11 protein-coding genes are annotated in these 12738 nt (G+C 42.5%); 4 read left to right on the forward strand and 7 right to left on the reverse strand.

Annotated elements, in window-relative coordinates:
* Positions 1–8: 8 nt before the first annotated feature.
* The 3 genes from M9194_RS08325 to M9194_RS08335 all read right to left on the reverse strand — a co-directional run bounded on the left by M9194_RS08325 (position 9) and on the right by M9194_RS08335 (position 1010).
* Complete coding sequence (locus tag M9194_RS08325) at positions 9–527, reverse strand: prepilin peptidase (protein ID WP_250612171.1); 519 nt, start codon at positions 525–527, stop codon at positions 9–11.
* 32 nt (positions 528–559) lie between these two features.
* Entirely contained in the window at positions 560–721 is a 162-nt protein-coding gene (locus M9194_RS08330) for a hypothetical protein (RefSeq protein ID WP_250612172.1), read from the reverse strand.
* 124 nt (positions 722–845) lie between these two features.
* Entirely contained in the window at positions 846–1010 is a 165-nt protein-coding gene (locus tag M9194_RS08335; protein ID WP_250612173.1) for a Flp family type IVb pilin, read from the reverse strand.
* A 482-nt stretch (positions 1011–1492) separates the two neighbouring features.
* Between M9194_RS08335 and M9194_RS08340 the strand changes: the two genes are divergently transcribed.
* Positions 1493–2233, forward strand: coding sequence for a helix-turn-helix domain-containing protein (locus M9194_RS08340; protein WP_250612174.1), 741 nt, complete (start codon positions 1493–1495; stop codon positions 2231–2233).
* Between the two features lie 188 nt (positions 2234–2421).
* Positions 2422–4107 carry an AMP-binding protein gene (locus M9194_RS08345; protein ID WP_250612175.1) on the forward strand — a complete coding sequence of 562 codons (1686 nt, stop codon included), beginning with the start codon at positions 2422–2424 and terminating at the stop codon, positions 4105–4107.
* An 84-nt stretch (positions 4108–4191) separates the two neighbouring features.
* Here M9194_RS08345 and M9194_RS08350 read toward each other — a convergent pair whose 3' ends face one another.
* Positions 4192–4410, reverse strand: a complete 219-nt coding sequence (locus M9194_RS08350) for a DUF1127 domain-containing protein (RefSeq protein ID WP_250612176.1) — start codon at positions 4408–4410, stop codon at positions 4192–4194.
* A gap of 99 nt (positions 4411–4509) precedes the next feature.
* Here M9194_RS08350 and M9194_RS08355 point away from each other — a divergent pair, with 99 nt between their 5' ends.
* The gene (locus M9194_RS08355) at positions 4510–5460 is read left to right on the forward strand and encodes a LysR substrate-binding domain-containing protein (RefSeq protein ID WP_250612177.1); all 951 of its coding nucleotides are present in this window, start codon (positions 4510–4512) and stop codon (positions 5458–5460) included.
* A 62-nt stretch (positions 5461–5522) separates the two neighbouring features.
* Here the strand turns inward: M9194_RS08355 and fusA are convergent, their stop codons facing one another.
* Complete coding sequence (gene fusA / locus M9194_RS08360; RefSeq protein ID WP_250612178.1) at positions 5523–7607, reverse strand: elongation factor G; 2085 nt, start codon at positions 7605–7607, stop codon at positions 5523–5525.
* 216 nt (positions 7608–7823) lie between these two features.
* Entirely contained in the window at positions 7824–9203 is a 1380-nt protein-coding gene (gene radA / locus M9194_RS08365; RefSeq protein ID WP_250612179.1) for a DNA repair protein RadA, read from the reverse strand.
* Between the two features lie 189 nt (positions 9204–9392).
* Here radA and M9194_RS08370 point away from each other — a divergent pair, with 189 nt between their 5' ends.
* Positions 9393–11744, forward strand: coding sequence for a PilZ domain-containing protein (locus M9194_RS08370; RefSeq protein ID WP_250612180.1), 2352 nt, complete (start codon positions 9393–9395; stop codon positions 11742–11744).
* 7 nt (positions 11745–11751) lie between these two features.
* On the opposite strand, the gene M9194_RS08375 is transcribed toward M9194_RS08370, so the two are convergent.
* Positions 11752–12474, reverse strand: a complete 723-nt coding sequence (locus M9194_RS08375) for a phytochelatin synthase family protein (RefSeq protein ID WP_250612181.1) — start codon at positions 12472–12474, stop codon at positions 11752–11754.
* Positions 12475–12738 lie beyond the last annotated feature (264 nt).

Genomic DNA, 12738 nt, shown 5'->3' on the forward strand with positions numbered 1-12738 from the left:
TCCTTGTCTTAAAAGTATTGATGCAATGCAAGCCCAATAACAACAATAGGGGCAAACGGCATCCTCAACTTGGTTTCCGAAGGTTCGGCAAAAAACCGGCTCTTTTTGTCCGCTCCCACTCCTGATAATAGTAAAGTGTATTTGCTCAGCAGCATTTTTGCCGACTTGGGTTGTTCGGCCAACCTAATCGCTGCGTAAAAAAGAGCAACAATCACCGTAGATACCGCTATCCAATACGAAATAGCCAGCAACTGCCCCCAACCTGCGACAAAACCAACCACACCAAGCAATTTCACATCGCCTGGGGCCATTGCCCGGATAAGAAACAATATAAAGGCACATAAGAACATAATAAGCGCGCCCAAGGCCGCGTTCATCAATGATGATAGAGGGGTTAACGACAGCACTTTGTCAATAATTGCTAGAGCTAAAATAATGCCTAACATGTAATTTGGTATTCGGTGCTCTCTGGCATCCGACACAGCGACTGTGATAAAACCCAACCAGATCAGATAGTAGGTAACCATGTTAGATTGCTACTTTTTTCTACGGAAAGTGATTAGAACAGAGAGGCAAATTCTGTTGTAAGAATACCTGCATACCCGGCAAAGAATACCGCTAACCCGGCAACAAGTAAGCCAGCGCCTACAACGTATTCGACTGTTGTAAGACCTTCTTCTTCAGAAAAGAAAGCTGAAAGTTTTAATTTTAGTATGTTCATTTTCCGTCCCCCAAAAAAATATGTTACTCATTCATTTCTAAAAGAGTTTTAAATATTAACTCTTGTTTAAAAATGAACCAGTAACATAATAGTAGACGGTTGGTACAATTTTGCTGTAAATTAACTAAGAAAAAATACCAGTTAATTCGGTTTGAAGTGTCGTACCAAAGGCCGTAAATAAACCAGCTAGTCCAGTAACTAGTAGTCCAGCACCCACAACATACTCAACTACTGTTAAACCTTCTTCGTCCTGAATAAATGCTCTAACATTATGCATAAATTTTTCCATTTTGTGTCTCCTTCCTTTATATACGCAATTTCCATGAATTGCTTACCCTTTAATCTAGAGATTTAAACAAGTAAGAGTTAGGATTTTTTTAGCCACTTCTAGCACTTTCTTAACCTTGGTAACTTATTTTTAACAAAAGAGATCATGATGTACGGCAATATAATCAATGTAAATTTATATAATCAGTAAAATTTAAACTTAATATAACTATCAATAAGAGGCTGATATAAATTGTTATTGTCGGGTTTTATATAAGAGAAAATATTCAAGGAAATACAAACTATGATACCGTCTCAATTTTAATACTTGACAACCCCTATCATGAGTCTTTATGTGACATTTGTCACAAAAAATTTCTTTATGAGATTTACGTCACCCAAAGTTAGCACATTCTTATCCTAATGTGGGTGCTTGCACTTTAAGGTCTATCACCTAACCTAAATTGAGAGAACGCCTAATTAATGGAATAAAGGTCATGGTTTATGGATGTCTTGCATACTGGTCATTGGATTGGAAAATCAATCTCTTATATACCAAGAGACACCTTAATTGTTTTTGAAAAATACTTCAAAATCATTGAAAGTGGTCATGATGTCTCAGTATTAAGTGAGCCTAATATTGATTTTTGTTTTTTCTTTCTAGATTCCAATCAAAATAACCCACTATTCTTAACATCGGTAAAAATATGCCAAAATTTAAATAAATCTTTGATAGTTATATACAAAAAAACAATAAGCCAAGAAATAAAAAGCCTCGATGTGGTAGTTGACAGCTTTAATATTGATGAGAACAACGCCGACACATGGGTAGAGCAACTTAGTAAAAACATTCACTACAATTTCACTTCACATCAAGAGGTTATAGAGATCCATAAAAAAGAGCCTCAATTGGCCAAAAATAATATAAGTAAAAACTTGCTTGAAATATTAAGGTATATTGAGCTTAACCTATCAAAAACAATTAAAGAAGAAGACATCGCAGAATATTGCCATTACTCAGTCACTTATTTCTCAAAAGTATTTCATAATGCAGTAGGAATGAGTTTTAGAGATTATCTAACAACGAAAAGAATTTCATTAGCAAAGCAATTACTTATTGATGACCGAAAATCAAAGATTGCCTTTATTGCTTATCAATGTGGCTATAAGGATGTATCTTATTTTTCCCGCATCTTCAAAAAGAAGACTGGCGTGAGCCCTGGTTTGTTTCGCCAAATACACTAACAAGATCACTCTATTGCTTAAAGCTAGCTATCATTCCCTTTCCAGGTACAAATTCAACTGTTATTGTTAACTATGCATTAACATTTTACCTATCGAGCTAACGTATGTCGGTCAACCCCTCTCACGCATTCACCAGTAAGCTTCGGTAAGGATTACGAATACTATTAGAGATTAAATGGAGTTAGAACATGATTCAGCCCAATGAAATCAGTCCTTCAAGTACTACCCTACCTACCCCAGACCAAATGATCCTAAAATGGGCTGAAGAAAGACCCGATAGTGTCTATTTAAAGCAAATCATAAACCGTCAGTTTGTCGAGTTCACCTATTCCGACGTGGCCAATAAAGCACTCACCTTCGTTTCCGCGCTAAAAAAGCTAGGTGCTCAGCCTGGAGATAAAATTGGCTTAATCTCCAAGAACTGTGCCGAATGGTTTATCTGTGATGTGGCCATGATGCTTGGCAATTTTATCAGCGTACCAATTTTTCCCACTGCAGGTGAAGAGACCATTGAATACTGTATGACACACAGTGAAAGCAAAATTTTAATTGCTGGTAAGCTCGATGATGCCAGTGCCACTCAGTCAGTATTAGCAAAACTGAGCAATGTAACGAGCATTTCTCTACCCTATGATTCCGCTCCAGCCTGCCAACATCAATTTAACCAGCTATTAGAAGAAGCTGAACCAGCAAATGTAAGGCCGATGCATTCTGACGATGACATCATGTCTTTAGTTTATACATCGGGGACCTCTGGGTTACCTAAAGGCGCTATTCTAACCTATAGTGGATTTAATTGGTCAGTGAAGCAACTGGTAGACTGCGTGGGTATCCAGCCTCAGGATCGCCTTTTTTCTTACCTACCATTAGCCCACATCACAGAAAGGGTCTATGTATTTGGTACATCCGCGATGGGTGGCGTGTTGACTGCCTTCCCTGAATCTCTGGAGACTTTTATCGATGACGTCAAAATGCATAACCCAACTATCTTCATCTCCGTACCACGGCTTTGGACATTGTTCCAGCAACGCATTCAAGACAAACTTCCCCAAGCTAAGCTCAATCTACTGCTTAAAATCCCTATTATTAACTCACTTATAAAAAAGAAAATCGCCACAGGTTTAGGTCTTCATCAAGCTCGAGTATTAGGCTGCGGCTCTGCCCCAGTTTCCCCTGCTTTATTGCGTTGGTATCACTCGGTCGGACTAAACATTACCGAAGCATGGGGCATGACGGAATCCTTTGCTTATAGCACGCTAAACTATCCTTTCCGCGCAGATAAAATTGGCACGGTTGGCAAACCAGGCCCAGGTATTGATATCAAAATTGCTGAAGATGACGAGATTTTGGTCCACAGTAAAGGCATGTTCTCAGGCTACTATAAGAATGATATCGCTTCGCAAGACTCGTTTGGACAAGAAGGATGGCTGCATACTGGCGACATTGGACAAGTCGACGACGATGGCTATCTAACAATACAAGGGCGTAAAAAAGACACCTTCAAAACCGCGAAAGGCAAATTCGTAGCCCCTGTTCCGATTGAGAAAAAATTGTTTGAATACAGCCGGGTTGAAATGATGTGCTTAATTGGGCTGGGTTTACCTGCACCGATTTTACTTGTCGTCCCCCATGACTTTCCAAATTTTGATCGCCAACGTTATGAGCGGACTACCGAAAAAGTAATAGAGAAAATGAACGCCCAACTTGAATCACATGCTCAAATCCAAGGCGTACTAATGATCAAAGAACCATGGAGTATTGAAAATGGCGTCCTCACCCCCACGCTCAAAATCAAACGCCATGTACTAGAACAAAAGTATCATGAAGTTGGGCATAGCTGGCCAAAAGGACAACTGGTCGTGTGGGAAGACTAGTCCAACGATTACAAAACCAATCGCACCGCTCGCTTTCATCATAGCGGTGCGTGGCCCACTAGCTCATTCGGTAGCACTTAACACTTACTGCCAAAAGTGTCGGTTTAGCTCTTCTTTTACTTGCTCTTTATTTAGCCCAATGTCCTCATAAAGATATTCAGGTAATGCAGCGAGCTGACGACGCGTTTGATAGTTGCGTAACCATAACAATGCCATCATAGTCGTTTTTTTCACCATAGCCACCAAAAAACCTACATAGCCATTAGTGTCTTCGCCTTTCCATTGCTGAGCTGAAACTGACATAACATTCCCCTTTTCCTCTCTATCTGATAGGCTAATAATCAAACAAATTGACCACGTTAACAAACGACTAATTTTGACATTCAGTTAAGGATTTCTAATGTGAAGCAAAGGCTCCCTCCACTACAAGGACTGTACTACTTCTATGTTGCTGCCGAACAAGGCAGTTTAAAGCTCGCCGCTGAAAAGCTATTTGTCACACCAGCTGCAATTAGCCAGCAAATTAGGCAGCTTGAACAATGGTTAGAGACGGAGTTATTCTTTCGCCAACATAGAAAGATCGTCTTAACTGATGAAGGTGTCGTTCTTTTCGATCAAGCGGCCAAAGGCTTTGCTCATTTGCACGAAGGAGTACGCTTAATCAGTAGTGATCCGAACCCCACACAGCTAACCGTTTCCGCTTTGCCTTCTTTTTCACAACATTGGTTAATTCCGAGGTTGGGATCATTTCGCGCTAAAAACCCTGAGATTTCTTTGTTATTGGAGCCCACTAATGAACTCGTCAGCTATCCGAGTTCAACGGTCGATCTCTGTATTCGCTATGGACATGGCCAATACCCTAAAGTAGAAACTCACCTTATTATGGAAGACGCCTTATTTGCCGTCTGTCATCCCATTTATCAAAAGACTCATCAAATCTACGACTTTGAAGATTTGCCCAGAGCGGAACTGATTGAAGATATGTGGCCAGACTTAAATTGGCAGGAGTTTTTGCACAGCGTCGGGCAATCTGGAGGACACTCAACCTTACAGTACAGTGGCTCACATATGGTATTGGACGGCGCACTCGCGGTGCAAGGCGTAGCGCTGGTCAGGCACTCACTTTCGGCTCGATACCTTAGCGAAGGTAAGCTGGTTATCATTGGTAATATCGCTTTAAGGCCAAAATTTCGCTACTACCTATGTGCACCTGCAAGCTATTTCAAGCGTCAAAAAGTTCAGCAATTTAAGCACTGGATTGAGGAAGAAATCCAACAATTCAGACAGCAATATCCACTGGAGATTGAAATTCGCGACACGGATTTTGCAAGCAGCAAATGCTCTAAACAATAAATCCGAGCATAAAAAAACCCTCGATAAACATCGAGGGTTTTTACTCTAAAGACTAATGAAGATTATTTGTTTTTCTCTTCATTTGCTTTAGCGATAACTTCGTCAGCCACGTTTTGTGGACATGGTGCGTAGTGAGCAAATTCCATAGAGAATTGACCACGACCAGAAGTGATAGTACGTAGGTGACCGATGTAGCCAAACATTTCTGATAGAGGAACGTCAGCTTTAATACGTACACCAGTAGTACCAGCTTGTTGGTCTTTGATCATACCACGACGACGGTTAAGGTCACCGATTACATCACCAACGTGATCTTCTGGAGTGAACACGTCAACGTTCATGATTGGCTCAAGAAGTTGTGCGCCAGCTTTAGGCATAGATTGACGGAATGCGCCTTTCGCTGCGATTTCAAATGCGATTGCAGATGAGTCAACAGCGTGGAAGCCACCATCAAACAGTTCAATTTCAACGTCTAGAGTTGGGAAACCAGCAAGAACACCGTTGTCCATCATTGACGCGAAGCCTTTCTCTACTGCAGGCCAGAATTCTTTAGGTACGTTACCACCAACAACCGTTGAAGAGAACGTGAAGCCTGAGTTTGGCTCACCTGGCTTGATACGGTAGTCAATCTTACCGAACTGACCAGAACCACCAGACTGTTTCTTATGCGTGTAGCTATCTTCAACCGCTTTCGTGATAGTTTCACGATAAGCAACTTGAGGAGCACCAACAGTTAGTTCAACACCGTAAGTACGCTTAAGGATGTCTACTTTGATGTCTAGGTGAAGCTCACCCATACCTTTCAGGATAGTTTCACCTGAATCTTCATCAGTCTCAACTTGGAAAGATGGATCTTCTGCAACCATTTTACCGATCGCGATACCCATTTTCTCAGTAGAACCTTTATCTTTCGGTGCAACCGCGATAGAGATTACTGGTTCTGGGAAGATCATTGGCTCAAGAGTACACTCGTGCTTAGGATCACATAGAGTGTGACCAGTTTGAACGTTCTTCATACCAACGACAGCGATGATGTCACCAGCTTGTGCAGTGCTAAGTTCATTACGCTCGTCTGCTTGCATCTCAACCATACGACCGATACGCTCAGTTTTACCTGTCGCAGCGTTAAGGATAGTGTCACCCTTGTTCATCACACCAGAGTAGATACGGATGAATGTTAGCGCGCCGAAACGGTCATCCATGATCTTAAATGCTAGAGCACGTAGTGGCTCTTCTGCAGATACTGTCGCCACTTCACCAGTTGGCTCACCAGTTTCTTTGTCAGTTAGTGGTTGAGGATCTACTTCAGTTGGAGAAGGTAGATAGTCAACAACTGCGTCAAGAACTAGCTGAACACCTTTGTTCTTAAATGCAGAACCACAGTAAGTTGGGAAGAATGCTAGGTCACGAGTACCTTTACGGATACAACGCTTGATGTCTTCGATAGAAGGCTCTTCACCTTCCATGTAAGCTTCCATTAGATCATCGTCTTGCTCTACAGCAGTTTCGATTAGCTCTTCACGGTAAGTCTCTACGTCATCAACCATATCCGCTGGGATATCTTGAATTTCGTAGTTTTCAGGAAGACCAGAGTCATCCCATACGTATGCTTTACGGCTTAATAGGTCTACAACACCAACGAAGTCATCTTCACGACCGATTGGTAGAACCATAACTAGTGGGTTCGCACCTAGAACGTTTTTAACTTGGTCAACAACGTTGTAGAAGTCTGCACCCATACGGTCTAGCTTGTTTACGAAGATTAGACGAGATACTTCTGATTCGTTAGCGTAGCGCCAGTTAGTCTCTGACTGAGGCTCAACACCGCCAGAACCACAGAATACACCAACACCGCCGTCTAGTACTTTAAGAGAACGATATACTTCAACTGTGAAGTCAACGTGTCCAGGAGTATCGATAACGTTTAGGCGGTGATCGTTCCAGAAACAGCTTACTGCTGCTGACTGGATAGTAATACCGCGCTCAGCTTCCTGATCCATGAAGTCAGTAGTTGATTCGCCATCGTGAACTTCACCTGTTTTGTGGATTTGACCAGTTAGCTTCAGGATACGTTCAGTGGTAGTAGTTTTACCCGCATCAACGTGCGCGAAAATACCAATGTTTCTGTATTTCGATAAATCTGCCATTGTTTTACTCTATTAATAGGATATAAAATGCGCGCAGAGTATACCACAATCTGTCAAGACTGATAGCTTTGTGTGCTAGAGAAGGCAAAAAACTTTTCTTACCCTTATAAACGCCGGGGAAATCGTACCAATTGAACGTATTTCATCCGCCAATGGCTGATTTTTTCTACACTTTAGCGGCTTATGCTCGGTTTCCTCATCCCATTTGCTGCACGCTCACAACTCATCAAATGCCTGTATCGCCTCCGATAACTTTTTAACACCATGAATTTGCATGCCTTCTATCCCATTTTTTGGCATATTCGCCGCTGGCACAATCGCTCGTTTAAAGCCATGCTTAAACGCTTCCATTAACCGCTCTTGACCACTTGGCACTGGGCGAATCTCACCCGCTAACCCCACTTCACCAAAAATCACCACATCTTTGGCCAGTGCTCTATCTTTGAAACTAGAAAGCAATGCCATAATCAAGGCGAGATCCGCACTGGTTTCCGTCACTTTCACCCCACCGACGACATTGACAAACACATCTTGATCCGCCATCTGTAAGCCTCCATGCTTATGTAATACCGCAAGCAATAAAGACAATCGGTTTTGTTCTAAACCGACCGCGACACGTCTTGGGTTGGCTAATTGGGAGTAATCCACCAAAGCTTGTATCTCAACGAGAAGAGGTCGTGTACCTTCCCACACCACCATCACAGAGCTGCCGGAGGTTTCTTCTTCGCCACGGGATAAAAATATCGCCGAAGGGTTACTGACTTCTCGAAGCCCCTGCCCGGTCATGGCAAACACGCCCAGCTCATTTACCGCACCAAAGCGGTTTTTATGGCTGCGCAGAGTCCTGAATCGGCTGTCACTGCCGCCATCAAGTAACACAGAGCAATCGATGATGTGCTCCAACACTTTCGGTCCTGCTAGCGTGCCGTCTTTGGTCACATGGCCGACAATAAATACCGCCACGTTATTTTGCTTGGCATAACGAGTTAATGCTGTCGCCGACTCTCGAACTTGCGCCACACTGCCGGGTGAAGACTGAACGTCACCCACATGCATGACTTGTATCGAGTCAATCACCATAATTTTTGGCCGCTCTTGTTCCGCAACTTGACAGATTTTATCCACATTGGTTTCTGACAACATCTTCAGACTGTCTTTTGGTAAGCCTAACCGAGAAGCCCGCAGAGCCACTTGCTGCAGCGACTCTTCACCCGTTACATATAAGGTTTCCATTTGTGAAGCCAAAAAACACATCGCTTGCAACAATAATGTTGACTTACCCGCTCCTGGGTTACCACCGATTAGAATCGCAGCACCGGGCACCACACCGCCACCGAGCACTCGGTCTAGTTCTTTAAATCCACTGGTGAAGCGAGGGACTTCTTGTAAATCTATCTCAGATAACACCTGAACTTTAGATTCAGAGCCTGCACCAGCGTATCCTGACAATCGTTCATTTCGAGCCACAGAAGGCGAAGCTGCCAACCTCACTTCAGTAATCGTATTCCAAGCGCCGCAAGCGTTACACTGCCCTTGCCAGCGTGGAAAGTCTGCTCCGCAGTCGTTACATACATAAGCTCGTTTTGTTTTAGCCATGAAGCCTCATTACTCTAACGTTGTGACCTATAATAAGTTTTATTGAAATTTACTCGATATTGATGTTGATAACCCTGAACTTTTAGCCAAAATTAATAAGGGTATCTGTTTATTCAAATTTGAACACGCCCTAAAGAAAATAACACCTAGGCCGCTTTAGTATTTAGTCGTTAACTCTAACAGAAAAGTATGCAGGAATCTGAAATTCTCTCTATAGCTGAAAAGTTAATACCAGCTTATCACTCAGAAGATTTAGATAACCTTCTCGCGATGTTGACCGAGGGGCAGTCTCCTTCTGTCAAACTTTTGGTCAAAATGGAACTCAATAAAATGATGGCCCCATGCACCAAAAGCGTCGATTTGAGAGGGAGGGTTCAAGGTGAATGTAGAGAATACGAACTAGACGGCAGAAAGCATTGGCTAGACGATGTCGCCTTCAATGAATATCAAAAAGGCACTAAGAAGTTTGGCAGTTACACTGAAGGCGTTTGGAACGCACTTTGTAATACTCGCAATAACTTTCGCGTTATGCAGCAGCGAGGAGATGATCAAAAAGAGGGACTGACTAGCCCGGACAGTCCATTTGAAGTCGACCCTGTCACACTCGGGTTTGATTTAAAGCGCCGAGAAAGCCGATTGTTGTTTACCACTCAAATGGAAATGAAGTTACCCAGTGGTCAACTTGTTCACGGTGTCAGTGTTGATTTATCCGGTGCGGGTGGACGTTTTAAAGTCCCTTCGGCTTTTACCTATAAACAAGGCGAAGTCGTTGACATATTGTTCACTGAACTCACCAAGAAAAGTAAAGTCGTCGGACTTAATGACCCAATTCAATATCGAGTCGTCGGGGTCGATGAGTCTTATGAGAACGATGCAGTCAAATATTTACGGACATTAAGGATCACCGATACCGACGTCATCCAACAAGTAATTGAAGAGTCACTACAAGATAAAAGCAACAAATCTCGCAAAGATAACCAAGACAAAATTATTCGTGCTAAAACAAGGTGCTATGAGCATTTTTATCTAAAAAATGCCTGCAGCTTACCCCTGTTTTTTAGTGACAATGAGCTTAAGCTCGTCTTAATTACCGATAATAATCAACCAATTTGGCAATATTGGCACGATGAGCTCAATCAGCAGAACTTAAGTGGTCTATTTAATCAACAAAGGATGAACCGCATCCTAAACTCCAGCTCACGCCAGCACACCAATACTGTCTATTCGTTCAAACATGCTCACCAAAGAAAACAACTGTTTTTCTCTATGCTGGGCTCAGAAGCATCGCCGGAACATTTGAAACTGTTTTGGCATGTTGGCGCGAAAAAGCCCACTTGGCGAGCGTTTAAATTTTCTTTATACGAGCTAACTGATAGAGAAAAAGAAGCGCTTCAAGAGCACGCCGAAGAGTTAATCTTGACCACAGAGAAACTCACGCATTACGGCATCTTGCAAGAAATTGCCAACAGCAATGAAGGCCCTGAATACCTAGAGGCCGATAAACCAAAATTAGCCAGCAAAGAACTGAACCCATTTCGGCAGGTTCGAAGCAGCAAAACCCGCCCAACCTGTATATATTTTGACTCGCAATCTCCTCGCAAAGAAATTCGCTACCATTACCGTACCAAAATCGCCATCAAATTCGGCCAAAAAGCGATACCGGGAGCAAGCATCGACTTTTCCAAACATGGCTTAAACGTCATGCTCTCAGAGCCGCTGGAAATTAAAGCCGAGGAGATGTGTGATGTCAGCTTTAGTGAGCTGCAAATGCACGATAAAAAGCTCGCGTTAAGTAATATCCCCTACCAAGTGATCCGGGTTTCTGACAAAGGCAGGCGTTTACAGTTAGTCATTGAAGAAAACAGCCATACCACGAAAACTATTGCATTTTTGAATCGGCTTATCGAATACAATCAGAATAAACTGATTCCTATCAAAGAAGTTTTACCTACCGATACACTGCTCAATGGCATTCACGATATTCTACTCGACAAATTAGTATGCTCTCCCGTTTTTATCGATAATCGCCACACAGGTTTAAGGCCTACTGTGATTGGTGTGAGCTATCCCCTCGAGCCATACTTAACCTTTCTTGGTAAGCTTGGTCACGAACAACGCCTCTCACTTGAACCTATTTTTAAAGGAAGAAGCAATAGCTTATTGGCCGCTCCAATGAAGCATGTGGAAGGCGCAGAGCCGCAATATCATGAAGTTTATATTTCTGTTGTGAAGTTCAATGACCGAGTTCGCTCATTTGAAACCGAGCTAAGTAATGACTTTTACAGTAATAATGACAGAGTCACTTTTATTCAGAAAGCCCTGTTAATGGGAGATTTTTACGCAATACGAGTATCTGGCGTACCCGTTTTTGATCCACGAGCACAACTCGTTCCAGAAGACATCAGAGAGCTCGCGGAAGTGAGCTCTCATCAAGCGAGAAATTTAGAAAAGGAGCTGTCTGCAATTGTTGGCTACAGTGAACTGGTTGATGTGACCCAAGAGGTTCTCCTTCGCCTTGGCATAGACAGCGACACGAACTAACGTCTCATCACGCTTGCTTGGAGACCACGATAAAGCCACGATGCTTGTTGCTTTCACTGTCCAAACCCGTCGAGATTGCCTTGTACAGATCTTTGGTTTTTATCCAAGTCGGTGGGTACTTATAGCGTGAAACGTCCATCAACAAAAAGCTATCATCGGACTTATTGTAAGCGGCCAACGGAGAAAAATGTCCGCATCCTTTTTCGCCTAAATACTTGCGACAGAAATTCACCAAAATAAAGCTCTGCTTGGTAGATACATTCTTCTCTGCAATTTGCCTAAATTTAGATTCACTGAGCTTGTTGCCATATTCTTTCGTTACTTTCACATCGTATGTCGACAACGCATTTGCTAGCTGATCCAAAGTAACCCCCTTCATATTCACTTTGGTCGGCGTAATGTATTTCATGACTGCTGGGGTAAAGAAGTTGTTCTGCGTCACTAGGTCATAAGGTTGGTAGGTTGGTGAAATTGGCGCTTTCACCTGTAAGGCGTTCAGTACCATTGCGGAGCTTGCAACAGAGCAATAGGTCAGGTTTTTCTGCGTGACAAAATAAGGCATTAACTGCCAAAACGCCGTTTGATATTCGCTCTGTCGAAATAATTGCTCCCCCTTACTCGTATTAATCGCCACTAAATTGTCAGGTAGAGGAAGAGGTTTAGCGAAAACAAAGGCAGGTAAAGATAAAGCAAACAGTAAAATGAGTGCTCGAATATGACGTCTTATCATAAATAATCCCTAATTGTTGTAGTCAGGACAGTACTGGTGCAACTAGACAACCTGAGCGCCTATCCGTACCAGTCAAAATGCAATCAGTCACTTATGGTACTTATTACGACTAACGTGAGCTAATAGGTAATACCTATTGTTACTTCAAAACCATTTCTCGATGACTAATGTGCATGGGCCACTACACTTATTCTGTTCAAGATCTGTGATCCAGCTCGATAGATTTCTATTCACTACTATAATTAGAAGTAATGCTCTCCTCGA

The sequence above is a fragment of the Vibrio sinus genome, from assembly GCF_023634645.1.
In the GTDB taxonomy this organism is placed as follows: domain Bacteria; phylum Pseudomonadota; class Gammaproteobacteria; order Enterobacterales; family Vibrionaceae; genus Vibrio; species Vibrio sinus.

Excerpts from the sequence above, each read along its gene's own strand:
- M9194_RS08325 (WP_250612171.1), bottom strand. The coding sequence starts at position 527 with ATGGTTACCTACTATCTGATCTGGTTGGGTTTTATCACAGTCGCTGTG.
- M9194_RS08330 (WP_250612172.1), bottom strand. The coding sequence starts at position 721 with ATGAACATACTAAAATTAAAACTTTCAGCTTTCTTTTCTGAAGAAGAA.
- M9194_RS08335 (WP_250612173.1), bottom strand. The coding sequence starts at position 1,010 with ATGGAAAAATTTATGCATAATGTTAGAGCATTTATTCAGGACGAAGAA.
- M9194_RS08340 (WP_250612174.1), top strand. The coding sequence starts at position 1,493 with ATGGATGTCTTGCATACTGGTCATTGGATTGGAAAATCAATCTCTTAT.
- M9194_RS08345 (WP_250612175.1), top strand. The coding sequence starts at position 2,422 with ATGATTCAGCCCAATGAAATCAGTCCTTCAAGTACTACCCTACCTACC.
- M9194_RS08350 (WP_250612176.1), bottom strand. The coding sequence starts at position 4,410 with ATGTCAGTTTCAGCTCAGCAATGGAAAGGCGAAGACACTAATGGCTAT.
- fusA (WP_250612178.1), bottom strand. The coding sequence starts at position 7,607 with ATGGCAGATTTATCGAAATACAGAAACATTGGTATTTTCGCGCACGTT.
- radA (WP_250612179.1), bottom strand. The coding sequence starts at position 9,203 with ATGGCTAAAACAAAACGAGCTTATGTATGTAACGACTGCGGAGCAGAC.
- M9194_RS08370 (WP_250612180.1), top strand. The coding sequence starts at position 9,393 with ATGCAGGAATCTGAAATTCTCTCTATAGCTGAAAAGTTAATACCAGCT.
- M9194_RS08375 (WP_250612181.1), bottom strand. The coding sequence starts at position 12,474 with ATGATAAGACGTCATATTCGAGCACTCATTTTACTGTTTGCTTTATCT.